At 44.1% G+C, this 18237-nt stretch carries 16 protein-coding genes; 4 read left to right on the top strand and 12 right to left on the bottom strand.

The window, feature by feature from the left end:
• Window positions 1-16: 16 nt before the first annotated feature.
• From NSQ50_RS02500 to NSQ50_RS02490, 3 genes are all read right to left on the bottom strand, one after another.
• Entirely contained in the window at window positions 17-1291 is a 1275-nt protein-coding gene (locus NSQ50_RS02500) for an MFS transporter (protein ID WP_051491245.1), read from the bottom strand.
• Between the two features lie 95 nt (window positions 1292-1386).
• Window positions 1387-2799 carry an ATP-binding protein gene (locus NSQ50_RS02495; protein ID WP_076223413.1) on the bottom strand — a complete coding sequence of 471 codons (1413 nt, stop codon included), beginning with the start codon at window positions 2797-2799 and terminating at the stop codon, window positions 1387-1389.
• A gap of 167 nt (window positions 2800-2966) precedes the next feature.
• A complete protein-coding gene (locus NSQ50_RS02490; RefSeq protein WP_036682530.1) occupies window positions 2967-3170 on the bottom strand; it encodes a CsbD family protein in 204 nt (67 codons plus the stop codon).
• A 460-nt stretch (window positions 3171-3630) separates the two neighbouring features.
• On the opposite strand from NSQ50_RS02490, the gene NSQ50_RS02485 reads away from it, so the two are divergent.
• From NSQ50_RS02485 to NSQ50_RS02470, 4 genes are all read left to right on the top strand, one after another.
• The gene (locus tag NSQ50_RS02485; RefSeq protein WP_036682532.1) at window positions 3631-4524 is read left to right on the top strand and encodes a hypothetical protein; all 894 of its coding nucleotides are present in this window, start codon (window positions 3631-3633) and stop codon (window positions 4522-4524) included.
• A 48-nt stretch (window positions 4525-4572) separates the two neighbouring features.
• Entirely contained in the window at window positions 4573-6453 is a 1881-nt protein-coding gene (locus NSQ50_RS02480) for an FAD-dependent oxidoreductase (protein WP_036682533.1), read from the top strand.
• Between the two features lie 245 nt (window positions 6454-6698).
• A complete protein-coding gene (locus NSQ50_RS02475) occupies window positions 6699-7148 on the top strand; it encodes a hypothetical protein (RefSeq protein ID WP_076223415.1) in 450 nt (149 codons plus the stop codon).
• Between the two features lie 16 nt (window positions 7149-7164).
• Entirely contained in the window at window positions 7165-8145 is a 981-nt protein-coding gene (locus tag NSQ50_RS02470; protein WP_036682537.1) for a polyprenyl synthetase family protein, read from the top strand.
• A 559-nt stretch (window positions 8146-8704) separates the two neighbouring features.
• Here NSQ50_RS02470 and NSQ50_RS02465 read toward each other — a convergent pair.
• The 9 genes from NSQ50_RS02465 to NSQ50_RS02425 form a co-directional block, all read right to left on the bottom strand.
• Window positions 8705-9589, bottom strand: a complete 885-nt coding sequence (locus NSQ50_RS02465; RefSeq protein ID WP_036681005.1) for a UbiA-like polyprenyltransferase — start codon at window positions 9587-9589, stop codon at window positions 8705-8707.
• A 38-nt stretch (window positions 9590-9627) separates the two neighbouring features.
• The gene (locus tag NSQ50_RS02460; RefSeq protein ID WP_076103873.1) at window positions 9628-10914 is read right to left on the bottom strand and encodes an aspartate aminotransferase family protein; all 1287 of its coding nucleotides are present in this window, start codon (window positions 10912-10914) and stop codon (window positions 9628-9630) included.
• 97 nt (window positions 10915-11011) lie between these two features.
• Window positions 11012-12937, bottom strand: a complete 1926-nt coding sequence (locus NSQ50_RS02455; protein WP_076223417.1) for a peptidase U32 family protein — start codon at window positions 12935-12937, stop codon at window positions 11012-11014.
• A 43-nt stretch (window positions 12938-12980) separates the two neighbouring features.
• Window positions 12981-13772 carry an energy-coupling factor transporter transmembrane component T family protein gene (locus NSQ50_RS02450; RefSeq protein ID WP_036681014.1) on the bottom strand — a complete coding sequence of 264 codons (792 nt, stop codon included), beginning with the start codon at window positions 13770-13772 and terminating at the stop codon, window positions 12981-12983.
• Window positions 13765-14667, bottom strand: coding sequence for an ATP-binding cassette domain-containing protein (locus NSQ50_RS02445; RefSeq protein WP_076215095.1), 903 nt, complete (start codon window positions 14665-14667; stop codon window positions 13765-13767). The genes NSQ50_RS02450 and NSQ50_RS02445 overlap by 8 nt, the downstream gene beginning before the upstream one ends.
• Complete coding sequence (locus tag NSQ50_RS02440) at window positions 14658-15512, bottom strand: ATP-binding cassette domain-containing protein (protein ID WP_051491165.1); 855 nt, start codon at window positions 15510-15512, stop codon at window positions 14658-14660. The genes NSQ50_RS02445 and NSQ50_RS02440 overlap by 10 nt, the downstream gene beginning before the upstream one ends.
• A 29-nt stretch (window positions 15513-15541) precedes the next feature.
• Window positions 15542-16099, bottom strand: a complete 558-nt coding sequence (locus NSQ50_RS02435) for a Gx transporter family protein (protein ID WP_036681020.1) — start codon at window positions 16097-16099, stop codon at window positions 15542-15544.
• Window positions 16083-16472, bottom strand: coding sequence for a NusG domain II-containing protein (locus NSQ50_RS02430; protein WP_036681022.1), 390 nt, complete (start codon window positions 16470-16472; stop codon window positions 16083-16085). The genes NSQ50_RS02435 and NSQ50_RS02430 overlap by 17 nt, the downstream gene beginning before the upstream one ends.
• A gap of 818 nt (window positions 16473-17290) precedes the next feature.
• Entirely contained in the window at window positions 17291-18226 is a 936-nt protein-coding gene (locus NSQ50_RS02425) for an alpha/beta hydrolase (RefSeq protein ID WP_306068379.1), read from the bottom strand.
• Window positions 18227-18237: the final 11 nt, after the last annotated feature.

The raw sequence follows: 18237 nt of genomic DNA, 5'->3' as shown, positions 1-18237 counted from the left end.
ATAGTCCCCTTTACTTCTATTCGTCCTTTAGAATACGACGGCCCAGCAGGAATGCAAGAGCGATCATAAGCGTTCCCACTACCAACTGCATACCGTATACTTGGGTCCATTGCGGCCAGTGCGCAATTTTTTCATACAACTGTCCCCCGATAAGCGGACCAAAAAAGGATGATAAACCCGTAAGCGCCGCATAGGTCGCCATATACATAGGCCGTTCTTTTTTCGGCGTGTCTCCAATAATAAAATTAAACGCCAGCTGGTTGAAACCGCCTACACCTACACCAAAAACAATATGAGCGGCAAACAACACCAACAGCATCGGCAACACAGACAAGAGTCCCCACATTAAAGAGGACAAGGCAATAATCGGCAACGTAAAGAACAACAGACGTTTATTGCTATATTTTGCATTTAGATTGCCCCAAACGTAGAAACTGGCCATCATAAAAAGAGTCTGGGACACATTAAGTAGTGATAACGTTTCATAATTTATATGAAGTAACTGCAACATGACATACGAGTATAGCGGAACAGTTAGATTCTGCAGCAGCAACCAGGCGGCCAGAAACAAAGTAGACTTCATAAATAAAGTATCTTTAAGCGGTTTCTTAAACATCGGCAAAAATTTATGTTCTTCCGATTTCTCGAAAGGCACGTCGGGATAAAAAAAGAATACAACGACGTTAGAGATCGCGAAGATCCACACAACAATATAAAGAATCAGAAAGCCATGGCTCCCGGGATAACGATCCAAAACGATACCCCCACCATACATTACCAGACTACCGAGTGCATTCAGGAACGTATTACGAATCCCAAAATAACGTCCGCGTACACGTGCTGGAACAAGATCGCTGATCACAGAGCTCCACAGCACACCACCCGCCGTATTGGCAATAAATGCAGTAGTATATAAGGCTATAAAAGCCATGACCCAATACTCTTTAGGAAAAATAAACGGAATTAGCCCCGTAGAACTCCAAAGTATCCTATGCAGGCCGATAAAAGTAACCATAGCCCATTTGCGGCTTGGCAGCTTCTGAATCAAAAAAGCTACCCCGATCTGCATCACATTAACCAAGGTGGTAAGCGCTAGCACAAATCCAATTTGACTTGAAGTGGCTCCTAAATATAGTAGGAATCCTGTTAGAAACTGCCCTTGCAGCAGTACCTGGAAAATGGTCGATGGCACACCTTCCCAGGTAGCAATGCGCAAATTTCTGCGATGCACTGAGGTTTTACGGACACGCTTTGAACTAGTAACTGTGTGCTTAGTTTCCATGTTGTTCATAGAGAGGGGTAACACTCCTTTGATGCGGCATTTGCTTCATTCTACTCCGCATCAATCTACTGTCAATACGCCAAATTAACAAATAATATTGGAGCTTACTCTTCTATGATTTCGAGGGGTAAATAAAGCGAAAAACGGCTCCCTTTACCTTCCTCACTTTCTAAAGTAATGAAACCTCCGAGCAGTCTGGCCAAATCATTACTAATAGAAAGCCCTAATCCTGTTCCGCCATATTTTCGACTAATTGTTCGATCCGCCTGTTGGAAGGCTTCAAAGATCATGGCATGCTTCTCTGGTGCAATACCAATACCGCTATCTTCTACCTCAAATACAATCCAATGCTTCACAATAGCTCTTTCCCCACGTTCCTCTTGACGAATACGGAGTGCGACATGGCCAGACTTTGTAAATTTAAAAGCATTAGAAAGCAAATTGCGCAGGATTTGCTGAATCCGCTGCGGGTCGGAATGAATCATTTGTGGAACATTTTTTTCCATATCAATATTAAATTCCAGTTCTTTTTGTTTCGCTGTCACAGCGAACTGCATAGCCAGAATCTCTGGAATCTCACTAACACTTAAATCTTCATTAATAATATCTAATCGACCTGCTTCCACTTTGGACAGATCTAATATATCGCCAATAATCATCAATAATTCTTCACCAGAACGGCGGATAATAGCTGCATACTCCCTCATTTCTGCTTCCGTAAGAGAATTATCATTGTCTTCAATTAATTGCGACAAATTAATAATGCTATTCAGTGGCGTTCTAAGCTCATGAGACATATTTGCCAGAAATTCGGATTTAAATTGCGAAGCCATCATTAACTGATCGGCACGCTCTTCAAGCTCGATCTTATTCTTATGCAGCTCATCCGTCTGAGCAGACAGCTGTTCATTAGCACGCTCAATCTGTCCATTCCGCAAGAGACCCAATTGAAAGTCACGGATAATTAAGGAGAATAGAACACTTAGAATCAATCCGGCAGGGAAAGTAATCGGCATAATCTCTTTTATGTACTCTGGGGCGGGGATCACACCAAACACCATAATGTTGATTGCGTTCATTACATTTATGACTAGAATCACGATCAAACCTTTGTTCACCATACATAAGTTAGATCGTCTGACCCAGTAGCTAAGCGCAGCACAAACAAATCCTAGAATGGACAGATTAATGGTTCCGGCCATCGCCGCCTCATTTACTCCAAAAGTTAACCGTGTAAGACCTGTTCCTATACCGATCAAAACAAGAATGAAAGGATGCGGATAAGCCAGCGTTGATATAATAAGTGGCACAAAACGTAAATCAAAAATCACATGCTCACCCAGCCTATATCCAAAAAGAGTACTAATCCACCCGGCAAAAATGGCCAGTAATACCCAGCTTACCTTCTTTATTCCTACACTTGCATTTGAAATGGTGTTTTTATATATAAGATTAGCCAAATAGGCTACAGCTATTAGCATTGCGGTATTTCCAAAAAATATTTTAAGATAACCCATAGATTCACTCCCACCTCGGCAAAATAAATTACAACTTTCATCTCATAATACTACCATACTAAAGCCCCATTCGATAACTAACGCCCATGGACGCAGAAGAAGAGCGCAAATCAGATGCGATTTGCGCTCTTCTTCTGGAATTTTATATTAACGTCATTAGTAATGAATTAATCGCGGTAGGAACGTCCCCAGGTTTGGTACTCTTTCTCCGCGTCTTCTTTCGTATGTCCATAACGTTCTTGTAGTTTACCTACTAATTTATCCTTTTCACCGTCAATTACGTCAAGATCATCATCTGTAAGCTTGCCCCATTGCTTCTTGGCCTCGCCTTTGAGCTGTTTCCATTTTCCTTTAAATACATTGTTGTCCATTATAAGCTCATCTCCTTAGCTGAATTAATTAGGGTAGGATTGTTATCCCGTGTTACCTTTACTTACCCTTCCCCATTCGCTATGAATCTTTCCACATTTCAAGACATTCGCAAATTAAGTCGTATTCTGTCACATATATTTTTAAATATATGTATTCAAATCTTTTAAAATTTGATATAATCCAGATATAAATTAAATATTTAATTTTTTAAGTGATTTATTTCACAATGGTTTTCCTAGTCCATGTGCTAGAATGCCATCGGAGATAAAACAACATCATTAAATTTTTTCCTAATGTATGCCGATATAAGTCAAGATACTGTTACAAATGGGTAATAACGCATGAGATTAAAGTGACAAATATCATTTATAAAGTGATTTTTATCACTTCGCTCGACTATTAAAATGTTTTACATTTTAATATATATATTTTAAACTATATTTTTGGAGGTCATTTGAAATGAAAAAAGCTTCTGTTATCTTGTCGAGCGCACTTATCCTTGGATTGCTCGCAGGTTGTGGTAACAACACAGACAACGCCGCAGCCCCTACTAACGCACCAGCTGAAACAACTGCTCCTGCAACAAATTCCGGTAACGCTGGAACTGAAGCTGGACAGTACAAAGACGGAGTTTACTACGGTACTGCTGACGTTGATGCTAAAACTGGCTGGCAATATTTCGCACTCTTAACTGTAGAAGGTGGAAAGATCACTAAAGCTGACTGGGATGCCTTTAACGTTAACACTGCAGGCGACCTGAAGAAAAAAGTTTCCGAAGATGGTAAATATGGCATGAAAGCTGGCGGTGCTTCTTCTGAATGGCACGAGCAAGCAGCTAAAGCTGAAGAATTCCTGATCGAAAAACAAGATCCAGCAGCTATAACTTTTGATGCTGAAGGGAAAACTGATGCCATCTCTGGTGTATCCGTACACGTATCTGACTTTGTAAAAGCTGCTCAAGCTGCTCTTGCTGCTGGTCCAGTAGAAGCTGGTCAATATAAAGACGGAGGCTACCATGCTGAAGGCGAAATGGACGCTGAATCCGGTTGGAAATCCACTGTTGACCTGACTGTTGCTAACGGTAATGTTGTAGCTGTTAAATTCAGTGGTTTGAATGCTGCTGGCGATGACAAGAAGCAATTCTCCGTTGATGGTAAATATGGTATGAAAGCTGGCGGCGCTTCTGCTGAATGGCATGAAGAAATCGCTTTGGCTGAAAAATACTTCCTTGAAAACAAAGGTGTTGCTCCAACGCTTGATGCTGAAGGCAAAACTGATGCAATTTCCGGCGTGAGTATTCATGTTGGTGAATATTTTACACTTGCAGAAAAAGCACTCGAAGGCGCGAAATAATTTCGCAGGACCTTCTGCAGCTAATCAGACGAATGAGGTGAATTTCTCTTGAAGAAGATAGTCATTTTGGGCGGCGGCTACGGCGGCGTACTCACGGCTAAAAAACTGGCAAAGAAATTTAAGAAAAACAAAGATGTTGAAATTACACTGATCGACCGGAATCCATATCACACTCTATTGACTGAGCTGCATGAGGTTGCCGCGAACCGTGCTCCAGAGGATTCAATCAAGATCGATCTTAAGAAGATTTTTGCGGGCCTTAAAGTAGATGTTGTTCTTGATGAGATCAGCAATATCGATTTCAAAAGCAGAAAACTTAAATCGGATAAAGCTACCTACGCTTACGATTACCTTGTAATCGGCACAGGTAGCAAACCAACCTTCTTCGGCATTCCAGGCGCAGAAGAAAACACCTTCTCCTTCTGGTCTTACGATGATGCGGTAGCATTGAAACGTCAAATCCGCGATATGTATACCAAAGCGGCTATGGAGAAAAATCCAGCTGTACGTCGTGCTATGCTAACCTTCGTTATTATCGGTGCCGGCTTTACTGGTGTCGAGCTAGTTGGTGAAATGGCTGAACAACGCGAGGAATTATGCAAGGAGTTCTTTATCGACCCATCCGAAGTAAGACTGATTGTGGCTGATATGGCTCCGAAGATTTTGCCTATCCTTCCAGATAAGCTGATTCAAAAAGCTGAAGCTCGCCTTCGTAAGCTGAACGTAGAAATCGTGACTGGCGCTAAAATCACCGAAGTAGGCAATGGTAGTGTTGCACTTGGTGAGAAAAACGTTGTCGATTCCCAAACAATTGTTTGGACTGCTGGTGTTGAAGGCTCCGAAATCGTTGGTGGACTTGAAGTACAACAACAAGGCCGCAAACGGATTGTTACGAATGAGAACCTGGAAAGTGTAGATCATAAGAACGTTTACGTAGTAGGGGACAACATTTTCTACATTCCTGAAGGTGAAACTCGTCCTGTACCACAAATGGTTGAGAACGCTGAACAAGCAGCTCCGATTGTTGCTGGCAACATTGCCGCTGACATTCAGAACACTGCTAAAAAAGCTTACAAACCAGGTTTCCACGGTACAATGGTCTCCATTGGTAGCCGCTACGGTGTAGCAAACGTTGGTCTGCCAGGTAAGTTCTTTATGCTTACTGGATTCATGGCAATGCTTTCCAAACACTTTATTAATATGTTCTACCTGTCTCAGGTTGTCGGATTCAATAAAGTATGGACATATATGATGCATGAGTTCTTCCATGTTGAGAACCGCAAGAGCTTCTTGGGTGGTCACTTCTCCAAACGTTCACCTAATTTCTGGCTCGTACCACTTCGTGTTCTACTTGGTGGTATGTGGTTATACGAAGGTATTGAGAAGATCCAAAAGATTTGGAAAGATCCAGATAAGATTTTCTTGATTCCAGCTGCTCCTTTTGCAACGGATGCTTCATCAGCAGCCAGTGTTGCAGTAGATGCAGTTAAAGACACCGTAGATGCACAATCTGCAGCTTCAGCAGTATCCACTGCAAAAGAAGCTGTTGAAGCGTTGCCTGTACCTAACTTCGTATACAACATTACAAACTGGTTCATGGATTTGATGTTCTACAACAACGACGGAAGTTACACTTTCCTCGCGAAATGGTTCCAAATCGGTATGGTATGTGCAGAAATCGTCTTCGGTATTATGCTCATCGTTGGTCTCTTCACTGCACTCGCTTCTATAGCGACTGTCGCCATGTCGGTCATGATTTGGTCAACCAAAATGGCATCGACAGAAATGTTATGGTACGTTGCTGCTGGTATTGCCTGCATCGGCGGATCAGGAAGCACACTTGGTCTAGACTATTATGTACTTCCTTGGCTTAAGAAACAGTGGAAGAGAATTCCGCTCGTCAGACGATGGTATCTATACACCGACTGATAATAAAACCCTGAATTAGTGTAATTTATCATATAGAACATATGTGCAAATTGTATTTTATTAGGGTTAAATATGGATATACTTCAGAGTAATGTGTCCCTAGGACACATTACTCTCCTTATTTACAAGAAGAAAATAACCTTCCTAATCCTAGGAAATGGTGGTTTTTTCTTGAATGAATGGTTTTGTAGGGATGATCGGGGTATGGTTTCTTCCGGCAAAACCGACAAGAAGGAGAGAATCTTGTGAACAAACAACTCATAGAAGATACCCTCCGGTTGTTGCATACTGAAATGTCACCTATTGCCGGAATTGAGCTTCAGCCCTCTCCGGCTGCATGTGAACAGTTAATCTCGGTACTGGAACGCCATGATCTGGAATACAGCCGCAAAGTCAATTTGCTGGGTATTTACACTATTCTCACTTTGGCAGCAGAGCGCCATATGGAATGTATCCCACATCATCCCGACCTTACACGCAACATTTTGGATGGAGATTATTTGTATAGCTTTTACCTGCAGTTTGCGGTGAAATGCCGTGAGCTCGACTTAGTTGCTTATCTAGCTCCTTCGATCAAAAAAATGCAGATTAGACGGTCAAATGGAGACTTCGCGGAACATGATTCAGCTACTGGAATCGAAGAGTTCTTGATCCAAGAGTGCAGACAGCGTAATCGCACAAGCAAAGCCATTTGACAGGTGGGATCCATAAATGAAGCTGCATGAGGCCTTAAATATAGACATAAATGAAATCAACCGCGAAATCGTAAACCTTGTGGCGCGTGATAAAGATGTACCTAAGAAATCTCAGCTCGCGCAAAGTGTTCTAGAGCTTATAAATTCCGGTGGTAAACGCCTTCGTCCCCTCATGGTCATTGTTGGCAGTCGGTTTGGCCGTAAGGATACCGGCCGCAGAGCGCTTCAATTAGCTGCTGCTGCTGAATTTATTCATGCCGCCTCATTAATTCATGATGATATCATTGACCGTTCAGAGTTACGGCGGGGCGTACCCGCCTTACATATTAAGACGGGGACATTGTCAGCAGTACATGTTGGTAATTACATGTCCGCTCGGGTCATCGAGCTGCTGAGCAAATATACCGGAGATAAAAACAGATACGTTCATGACTTATCCTCTGTAGCCACCGCTCAGCTGTGTCTGGGTGAATATCAGCAAATGGAACATGCTTTTGATTATGAAATTACAATGGATCAGTATTTGGAGAAATCCTTAAACAAAACCGCTCTTCTTATGGCAACCTGCTTACGGGTTGGTGCTTTGTCCACTGAAAGCACCGAAGAAGTTGCCAATCTCCTTTATAATTTTGGAGAAGCCTTGGGGATGTCCTTTCAGATACAAGATGACTTGCTAGATTTCACACAGTCCGCCGATGTCCTAGGCAAACCTGCCGGTAGCGACCTGCGACATGGTCAGGTCACCCTGCCAGTGCTGTACGCCTTGCAGGACCCTAAGCTCTCGCCTGTGATCCGTGCAATCGGCCCGGATTCTTCCGACGCTGAAGTAGCACATGTGCTCACCCTAATTAACAATAGCGATGCCCTCGCTCGCGCTGAACGGGTCAGCCAGAACTATCTGGATAAAGCTGCAGCTATTGTGCAGCAGCTCTCCTCCTACCCGGCGCATGCTGATCTGGAAACGTTGCTGCAATATTTTGCGGACCGTGATCGCTAAAGAGTACGTTCTCATACTTAAAAACGGATACCTCCCATTCACTTGGGGGTATCCGTTTTTTTGATTTAAACACATCATTTCATTGATCTTGTCGCAAATTCAAACCGATATTTTTCCGCTTCAACAAGACAAGCTAAACACGCAAACGCAGCGTAGCGCACATGAGCTCGTTTAGTCATTCTACTCCATCGGACGTAATTAGGGAAAACCTCCCTAAAATTAGCTACTAATCGCTCGAAAACTACGATATTAGGGAAAACCTTTCTAATAAAGTCCACTTTAGCATGCTTTTAAGAGTAACCAGCTATATTTCAGGGAGAAATTCCCTAAAACAGAGTCAACAGATAAAAAACTCAATAAGATTAGGGAGGTTTTCCCTAATCTTTGCATTTAGCTTCCCCCTTACAGAGCGGGGAGCGAGTCAACACAAAAAAGGAAAGCTAGCGTAGCCAGCTTTCCGATTCCTTTGCCTACCCCTTTTGGGTAGGCTATTGTCTTTTATTGTTAGTTTGCGGGCAATGCGCCAATGTCAGCCAGCCGGCTCACCAAAGCCAGCTCCCTAACTAACATAGAAAAAATCAATCAGCGTACACAATAATATCACTATGCTGATTACCTGATTTAGATTATAAGAAGCCACCTTCATCAGCTTACGATTCGAAGGTTTTATTATCTTATGCTCGGTCATCAGGAGCAATGTAGCAATGCCAATCCCAACCAGATACATCCAGCCGAGATCCTGCCATACGTATAGGAATAATAGCAGCATAATCATAATGAAATGTAGACCTTTGGCGATACGCAGCGCATTCTCTAATCCAAAGAAGCTCGGAATAGACCATAACCCATGCCGCCGGTCAAATTCAATGTCCTGAGTGCCGTAGATAATATCAAATCCGGCAATCCAGAGCATAACTACCGTTCCGATCACAAACGGTGTAAATGCGATATTTCCAGTTACGGCAAACCATGCACCAATCGGCGCGGAAGCAATGACAAAGCCTAAATATAAATGGCTGAGAAAGGTGAAACGTTTTGTATAAGAATAAGTCGATATCAATACGATTGCTACCGGCGATAAGAGCAGGCAGAGCAAGTTCAGCATGCCTGAAGCCACAATAAAGATGGCATAATTGACAATAACAAAGACAACCACTTCTTTTTCTGCCAGTAACCGTTGTGGCAAATGCCGATGTGCCGTACGAGGATTCTGTTCATCAAACGTACGGTCTGCCAGCCGATTGAATGCATTAGCGCCATTACGGGCACCGATCAATGCAATCAGACCCCAGATCATTACATGCCCTGATGGCCAGCCCCCAGCGGCCCACACCATAGAGATAATGGCAAACGGCAGCGAAAAAAGTGTATGAGAGAACATCACCAGTTCACTGAACATTTTCAGCTTTAGGCCTGCAGTTTTAAAAATGTTTAGAATAGCCATTCGTTTTCCTCTTTCTTCGCTACTTGAAATTCATTGTATTAGACATTAAGCTCCGCAAGGACTTCATTCAGGTTGTTAAGCAGCCCGTCGATATCCTCTTCCGTAATAATCATCGGCGGTTGAAAGGCTAGTACGTTGCGTCCTATACCATTTTTGCCGATCAGGTATCCTCTGTCTTTCATCGCTTCCAGCACTTGATCTGTAAGCGCCGCAGAGCCTTCAGCATTCTCACCAGCAAGCTCCGCTCCCAACATAAGCCCAATTCCCCGGACATCCACAATAAGCGAAGGATAACGCTCTTGAAGGGTCTTTAGCCCTGCTTTCAATTGTTCTCCGAGCAGCACTGAGCGTTCAGGAAGCCGTTCATCGCGAATATAATCAAGCACAGCCAGCGCCGTTGCAGCAGATACCGGATTGCCTCCAAAGGTTGAAGCCGACGGACGGTTCAGCGCAAGTGCAATCTCATCCGTTGTCGCAAAAGCCGCAACCGGAATTCCATTCCCCAGCGCCTTAGCCATACTTATAATATCGGGCACTACGTCAAAATGCTCCATAGCGAATATTTTGCCTGTACGACCAAATCCAGTTTGAATTTCATCAGCGATCAGAAGTACGCCGTATCTCTCCAGCAACATTTTGACCTCACTGAAGTAGGTTGGCGTTGGCATAATCATACCACCATTGCCTTGGATTGGCTCTACGATCATTGCGGCGATAGTATTCCCCTTCTCCTCAAGCACTCGCTCCAGAGATTCCAGGGAGAGTGCAGCGGCTTCCTCCAGAGATAGTTCTGGATGATATGGGCGAGGAATAAACTCAACGTCATGATCCAAGTATTTATCGGTACGCCACATCGGCAGTCCTGTCACACTCATAGTTAGATTGGTACGGCCGTGTAGACCACTCTCCAATGCAATGAACCCCTTACGTCCTGTATACATCCGGGCGAGCAGCAATGCACCTTCATTAGCCTCTGAGCCGCTGTTCACGAAGAAGGTTCGGCGTAGACCGCCTGGCATAACCTCTTCCAGACGTTCAGCCAAATCCACATTTGGCTGAGTTAAATAGATCGTAGACGTATGCTGCAGCTGCTGCAATTGCTCAATCGTACGTCCAGTTATGGCTGGATTGCAGTGCCCACAAGCGACTACAGATACACCTGCGAAGAAATCTGTATATTGTTTGCCATTTTCATCATACACAAACTGCATCGAACCTCGCACAAGCTGAGGCGCATCGCGGTAAAAATGCTGTGTACACGGATAGAAATATTGCTTACGCTTCGCCGCTACGGCTTCTCTTCCGATGAATTCTTGCTGTTCCATGATTGATTCCCTCTCTTCTTGTGAAAATAGTAACTTATTGATAGAGTACTGTGCATTCTTCTTACTAGCAGACGATATTTTGTCCCAAAAAATAGAATTAGTTAAATTGCAGCGAACCTAGAGTATAACCCGCATAAATGGGCTCAAGACCACCTAGAATGTCATCTTTTACTTCAGTACGATTCATAGCTTGTTGATAAGAAATTATAATTTCACGCAACTGCTGAGCACTATACGTCGCTCCTTCAATACGGAAGCTAGATATGCCTAGATCAATCATCTCACCAAGTAACGGTAAATAGCAGAGCTCTTTTGCGAACAAAAGATGGCAACGGCCGTGCTGATCACGATATACCGGATTCTCACCTTTGTCTGTTTTTAGAACCAATACATTATTGTGCACATATTGATTATCCTCTTCAGCGATAGGTTCCATTACTTCAGTATTCTCATAAAGGTCGTGCTCCATATACATTAGTGCAGGTGTACCATGTACAACAACTTCCAAAGGCGTGTCACAACGTGAGGCAAAGGTAGCAAAGTGCTCCAGCGTCATTTCCGGTGAAACCGAAAGCTGAGTCAAACCTAATTTTGCATATAATTGGGCGGAAAGATGATTGTAGACATTTAAACTACCATCTCCAATTAACGGATAACCTGTAGAGCTGTATCTGCGAATCGCTCCCAAATTAGTAACGATTATACCGTCGATCGGCAAGCGTTCTCCATCAAGCAATTGATCATATTGATCGAAATGCAGCTCGGTCATCATGCGTGGCAACCCTAAATATATTTTGCTATCGCCTTTTAATTCACCAAGTTCCTTAATATCACGTTTTGTAAAAGGTCTGTCCGGTTCAAATACATCGCCCGGCAAATACAGACTATCCACACCCAGTTCCAATACTACGCGCGCCTGTTCCATATTATTCACACGTACAGCCAGCTTCGCTTTTGTTGTCTTAGGCTTCTTTTCTTGCGCCAAACGTTCCCGCAATTCCTCTACACGTTTTTCAGATAGCTCACGTTCTGCGGTTGGTGTGCTAAATACTTTTCCAGTGCTATAGAATTTGCCCGTACCTTCATAACGACGGTTGATATTAGCTAACCCTGGTTTACCAAAAGCATAAGCTGTCGAAAAGTCGCGCTTGCGGTTGTTGTACAGTTCTTTGGTATCAACCGTACGATCAAAACCAATCGGATCATCGATATATCGGTCAATGGCTTCGCCGTAGCTATTCGCCAGCATCACCATAAATTCCTTATCACGCATACGGCCCTCAATTTTAAAAGAAGTAATGCCTGATTCAATCAATTCCGGAAGATGCTCATACATAAACATATCTTTGACAGCCAGTGGATATTCAGCAGGATATACATATCCGTCTTTTTTAACCCGATAATCCCAGCGGCAAGGCTTCATACATTTCCCCCGGTTGCTGCTCATACCAAAAACATGGGAACTAAAGTAACAATTTGCACCATGCACAGAGCACATATCTCCATGAATAAAATATTCCAGCTCCATGCCACTCCGCTGACCAAGCAGCTTAGCTGTCTGCAGGTCCATTTCCCGCGAGGTAACTACACGAGTTACACCCAGATCACGCAGCGCATAGATCATCTCCAGGTTGTGAACATTCATCATTACTGAAGAGTGAATAGGAAGGTTAAGCTCCATCTCCCGAATAAGCTCCAACACTGCCATATCCTGAACAATCAAGGCATCCGGCCGAGCACTATCAAGAAAACGCAGGTATTCTCTAGCTTCTTCCACATCTTCCTCACTAAAAAGATTATTCACAGTGATATACACTTTTTTGTCTAGACGGTGAGCGATATCAAGTGCCTCTACAATCTCTTCATGAGTAAGATTATAACCTTTACGCATCATTCTCATATTCAATACAGGTCCACCAAAATAAACTGCATCACACCGTGATTGGATCACTTCCTTGAAAATCTCAAACGTTCCTGCGGGTGCGAGTAATTCAACTTCTCTACCGTTAAAATAACGTGCCATTCAAGTTCCCTCCCAAGTTGATACTACTAATAGGGAATGAGTATTATAACAAAGCTACTGCAATTCCCATGACCACAAACATCCCAATAAAAACAGTATCGAATTTGCCCCACCTTAGGCGGTGATACCGACTGCGGGGAGCATCCATGCGAAAACCGCGGGCTTCCATGGAATACACCAGATCCTGAGCACGCCTAAAAGCACTGGCGATAATCGGGACCAGCAGGGAGACTAACATCCGTCCCTTTTCCTTCAAAGGCAGCTCTTTTAGATCGGCTCCCCTTGAGGCCTGCGCTTTCATTATGATCTGCGATTCATCTAGAATCGTAGGAATGAAACGAAGTGAAATGCTGATCATCAGCGTGATACGGTCAGGGGATAAGCCAAGCTTTTTGAAGGGTGTCAAGATCCCCTCCAACCCTTGATTCAGCTTCCCCGGCGTTGTTGTGAAGGTCAGAAGCGCTGTAAAGGTGATAAGAAAGAACATGCGGATGACCGAAAATGCCCCTAATCTTAGCCCTCCCTCATAGATAGACCAGGAACCAAGAGTCAGCACTACCTCCCCTGTCTTCACAGACACCACCTGCACAATAAAGATAAATAACATTAAATAACGTAAAGGCTTAGCTGCTTTCAGGAAGTATTTAAGCGGAATCCGCGTGGAAGCCATAACGGCTATCGAAAAAATAGCCAACACAGCCATGGCCATCCACGAACGTGAGAGCAGGATAACAGCTACGTATAATAGCATGCCAGTGATTTTGGCACGAGCATCCAGCTTGTGCACCCACGAACCGGTCTCAATACTCCGACCTAAGATCAGTTTCTCATTCATGGTCATCCCTCTTTCCATCGGGCTTACCAGTGCTTATTGATTCCGCTGGCAGCGAAGCTATAAGCTCTGCCAGACTCTCAGCCGTCAAGCGGGGGACTTCATCCACAAGACCTAAATGATCAGCAACTGCACGCCAGTAACGAAGGGACTGCGGAACCGTCAAACCACACTGTTCCAGAATCGAAGGATCATCTGCAAGTGCCTTTACACTGCCCTGAAACGCCGTGCTGCCCTCTTTAAGTACAACCCAGCTGTCCGCATAGGGCAATAACTCATCCATCCGATGCGTAACGATAATGATCGTTCTGCCCTGCTCACGGCATAATCGCTCCAGCAAGCTGATTAGCTCTGCACGGCTAATGGGATCAAGCGTTGCCGTGGGCTCATCCAGAACGATGACCTCCGGGTCCATAGCTAGCACGGAAGCGATAGCCGCCTTACGCATTTGTCCACCGCTCAATTGAAAAGGATTCCGCTCCAGCAACGCGAGATCCAGCCCCATATCTGACATGGCCTGACGTGCACGTGACTTTGCCTCATCGAGACTCATACCGAAATTAAGGGGACCGAAAATGAGATCCTTTTCGACCGTATCTTCGAACATCTGCTGCTCCGGAAATTGAAATACCAATCCGACTCGGCGGCGCAGTGGCATTAGCTTAGGGGACTTCTCACCAGCCTGAATGGTTACATCAAGCACTTTTACCGTACCCTCGGTTGGTTTCAGTATCCCGTTAAACATTTGCAGCAGCGTCGATTTACCTGAGCCCGTCGCCCCCGCAATACCAACCATCGAGCCAATGGGTACACTGAGGTTAATGTCCCGGAGCGCCGTCAGCTTCCAGAGGCTTCGGTCAGCGTAGGTGTAACTTACTTGCTGTAATTCTATGGCCATAACGTGTCTATAAGCTCCTTTTCACTGATCGGAACATCCACATGAATACCCTGGTTCTGCAGCTCGCGTGCAAGGCGCCAAGGATAAGGTTCACGCAGATGGCATTTTTCCAGAAGCTCCTCGTTCCGGAACAACTCCGCCGGTGTAACATCTGCAGCCAAACTACCTCCATGCAGCGCAAGCACCCGATCCGATGCCAAAATCTCATCTGCATCATGCGTAATCATGAGGATCGTGTACTTCCCTTCTGCCCGCATATCCTGCAGAATGCCGAGAAGGTCATTTCTGCTTCCTTCATCCAACATAGAAGAGGCCTCGTCAAAAATGACGATGCCTGGTTCCATAGCAAGAATGGAAGCGATAGCAACACGCTGCTTTTGGCCTCCCGACAGCTCACCCGGATGCTTGGACAACAGATGATTTATTCCTAGTCTTGTCGTATAGGAGTGCAAACGTTCAGCCATCTCTTCGTACGGCAAACAAAGCCCTTCCAGGCCGAATAGGATATCTTCCTCTACAGTGGCTCCAATAAACTGATTATCTGGATTTTGGAACACCATTCCGATACATTGCCGAATGCTTCCGATCGTTTCCTCACTAAGCAGCATGCCACTAACCTCAATCTCACCAGCCCCCTTAGGCAGCAGAGCATTAAGCAGCTTGACCAACGTAGACTTCCCGCAGCCATTAGGACCAACCAAGCTGACCCATTGTCCTTGTGAGATAGATAACGTTATATTTTGAAGAATCGGATGCTCGGGATCATAGCCAAACGATACCCCATCCAGAGAGATGACTGCTTGTCCTTCTCCCTCTAAGTCTTGACCTTCGTATGATTCATTCATGTTAGTCATCCTTCCGCTGATGTGACTAATCAGTCCAAAAATTCTTCAAACAGCGATATTTTTGACAATGACGCCACCAAATAACGGACTGCATAGCCCACGGCAATTCCTGTTACTACCCCAGTGATCAGCAGCATGGGAAGATAATAAAAAATACTAAGTGATGCAAATACCATAGAAGCTGCCAGCAGCTGACCGATATTATGTGCAATCCCACCAGCTATACTAATTCCGATCAAGCTTATACTCTTACCTTTGCCACTAATCAGCATCAGCACAAACATAACAACAAAGCTAAAAAGTGAACCAAATAAACTAAACAGCAAGCTTGAGAAGGTACCTAGCAGAAATGCAGTAAGCAGTGTTTTGAGGATGACAAGCAGGAAAGCATCCCGTCCACGTAAAAAGTAAATACAAGTCAAAATCATAATGTTGGCCAGTCCGAGCTTAGCACCCGGCACCAGTCCCATCCCGGATAACGGAATCTGTGCCTCTATTAAACTTAACACTACTGCCACTGCGGCGAAAATCGCAATAATCACTGTTCTTTTTAAAGCTGTTGCAGATTCACTACTGGACATAGGCATCTATATCATCCTCCCCCGACGCACTGGTGATTTCGACTAATACTCTATGCGGTAGACAGACAATCGTCTGTTTGGGCAGGGTAATAAAACCAAAACCTAGGCAAACTTTATCAGCGCAATCGGCATCGTACATTTCAATCCCGTAATCATGCACCTTCAAAATGTTATAGCCGCGTTCCGTGCGGACCTCAATGGTTTGTTCTTCTTTTGTAAGCTTTACCGTTTTAAATAACTCACCGTCCACCGTTACATTGGCTATGAGATTTTTACCGGCCCCACCTTTGTCATCATTGTCCGAAAACCATCTCGGTACGAGAAAAGCGAGCGCAGCAATCAATACGATGGAAATCAGCCACACATCTGCGCGTTTCATAAAAATCTCCCTTATTTTTTAATTAAAATCCAGACTTATTAATTATAACGGTCTACCCTCAATCCTTCAATCAATGTTGGAGTTTATTGTCAGTTTTAGAGAGCTGTTCACAAAATAGGCACGCAAAATAACCCCAGCAGACACAAGCCCTTCGTCTCTGGCATTTTCAGTTGTAGTTTGTAGCGTTTGCAAAAATATCCAACTTACATTTTAGCCCATTTGCACCGAGATCGCCCATCTCCTCTGGTTTACTAGCTTTTCCGGAATAATTCACAATTAACCCAATTTAAGTTACTTCGAAATCTAAGCGCTCCCTATCGAGGTTTGTTTCTCTCTAGAATCAAATAAACCTTATCTTGGAATTCATTATTATATTTGCCTTTTAAACAATAGTGTGTTATATTTATATGGTATTTGTTTTTCGATATATTGAATATCCCCACCAAGAAGATGTCAGGCCGACTATTATACACATCGGCATTTTGGACAAAGAGGCTTTATGTTTTCTTGCAGTACTCTTCCTTTTTATGAGATTAAATTCGAAATATAGCATTCCGATTCACACTGGCGCGGTCAATGGAGCCGCAAGGGCAAAAGAGAGGTAGGGCTTTTGTCGTATTGGAAGGATTATTCTCGCCACACGGCTGCTGGAAATAACAAGGAATCAAGACACCCGTTACTCACGAACGGCGGGGGATGAATATAACGAGAAAGCATGACGGTACGATCCTTATTCAAGGACTACGTCATGTGTGGAAAAATATAGGCGCCCGATAACCGCTACCTAGCGGATATCGGGCGCTGTCTACGTTCAGGACTTATTTTACATATCGGCTTACAAAAGCTGTTACTACATCTATATACCCCGCCTTATCCGTATCATAAGACAATCCATGCCCCGCTTGCGGCACTATGAGCCTCTCTTTTGGACTCTGGCATGCCTCATACAATTCATTCATCATAGCAAAAGGTACAAAGTTATCCGCATCCCCATGAATAAAAAGAATCGGAACCTTCGCTTTCCGCACTTGTTTTAATGCAGAGGCTTCACCAAAACCATACCCCGCCTTCAAGCGGGTGATTAGACTTGCACTTTGAACGAAAGGGAAACTTGGCAAACGATACATGCGCCGTAGTTGGTAAGATAATTGTGCTTTTACTGAGGTATAAGCGCAGTCCGCAACAATAGCTTTTACCTGCGGTGGAAGATCTTCCCCTGAGGTCATTAGCACTGTAGCACCGCCCATAGAAACACCGTGAAGCACAATTTGAGCACTAGACCCAGTCTTTTTAATCATGTATTCAATCCATTGCAAATAATCTTTTCGTTCCGGCCAACCAAAACCAATGTAATCCCCTGCGCTATCTCCATGCCCCCTTGCATCGGGAATTAGGATGTTAAAGCCTAAGTTCTCGTAGTAGATTTTGGCGTACGCCCCCATATCCTTTGCTTTACCTGAATAACCGTGGGCTAGAATGGCTGTGCGTCCCGCAGCACAATTAGATTGGAGTAAGAAACCTCTTAGTTTAAGTCCATCTGCAGATACGATCTCAATATTCTCGAAGCTCTGGCGAGAGACCCAATCTTTCCCCTCCCCCCAAGAAGCTCCGGCAACCGGAGGATCAGCCTTCAGATTAGGATTATTACTTAGAAATACCTTTGGTGCTCGTTTAATAGCAATACCATAGAAGAAAAATCCCACATAGATTAGAATCCCTATGATGATTACAGCGCTAATAATGAACCATATCAATTCGCCTTCGC

The organism is Paenibacillus sp. FSL R10-2788 (assembly GCF_038003885.1).
In the GTDB taxonomy this organism is placed as follows: Bacteria; Bacillota; Bacilli; order Paenibacillales; family Paenibacillaceae; genus Paenibacillus_AQ; species Paenibacillus_AQ odorifer.
Note: the sequence above shows the minus strand (reverse complement) of the source record. Positions and strands in the feature narration are given on the sequence as shown.

What these genes read in the sequence shown, in the direction of transcription:
- NSQ50_RS02445 (WP_076215095.1), bottom strand. Translation starts at nt 14,667, where the DNA reads ATGGCCATAGAATTACAGCAAGTAAGTTACACCTACGCTGACCGAAGC.
- NSQ50_RS02435 (WP_036681020.1), bottom strand. Translation starts at nt 16,099, where the DNA reads ATGCCTATGTCCAGTAGTGAATCTGCAACAGCTTTAAAAAGAACAGTG.
- NSQ50_RS02490 (WP_036682530.1), bottom strand. Translation starts at nt 3,170, where the DNA reads ATGGACAACAATGTATTTAAAGGAAAATGGAAACAGCTCAAAGGCGAG.
- NSQ50_RS02495 (WP_076223413.1), bottom strand. Translation starts at nt 2,799, where the DNA reads ATGGGTTATCTTAAAATATTTTTTGGAAATACCGCAATGCTAATAGCT.
- NSQ50_RS02440 (WP_051491165.1), bottom strand. Translation starts at nt 15,512, where the DNA reads ATGAATGAATCATACGAAGGTCAAGACTTAGAGGGAGAAGGACAAGCA.
- NSQ50_RS02470 (WP_036682537.1), top strand. Translation starts at nt 7,165, where the DNA reads ATGAAGCTGCATGAGGCCTTAAATATAGACATAAATGAAATCAACCGC.
- NSQ50_RS02485 (WP_036682532.1), top strand. Translation starts at nt 3,631, where the DNA reads ATGAAAAAAGCTTCTGTTATCTTGTCGAGCGCACTTATCCTTGGATTG.
- NSQ50_RS02455 (WP_076223417.1), bottom strand. Translation starts at nt 12,937, where the DNA reads ATGGCACGTTATTTTAACGGTAGAGAAGTTGAATTACTCGCACCCGCA.
- NSQ50_RS02460 (WP_076103873.1), bottom strand. Translation starts at nt 10,914, where the DNA reads ATGGAACAGCAAGAATTCATCGGAAGAGAAGCCGTAGCGGCGAAGCGT.
- NSQ50_RS02450 (WP_036681014.1), bottom strand. Translation starts at nt 13,772, where the DNA reads ATGAATGAGAAACTGATCTTAGGTCGGAGTATTGAGACCGGTTCGTGG.
- NSQ50_RS02465 (WP_036681005.1), bottom strand. Translation starts at nt 9,589, where the DNA reads ATGGCTATTCTAAACATTTTTAAAACTGCAGGCCTAAAGCTGAAAATG.
- NSQ50_RS02500 (WP_051491245.1), bottom strand. Translation starts at nt 1,291, where the DNA reads ATGAACAACATGGAAACTAAGCACACAGTTACTAGTTCAAAGCGTGTC.
- NSQ50_RS02430 (WP_036681022.1), bottom strand. Translation starts at nt 16,472, where the DNA reads ATGAAACGCGCAGATGTGTGGCTGATTTCCATCGTATTGATTGCTGCG.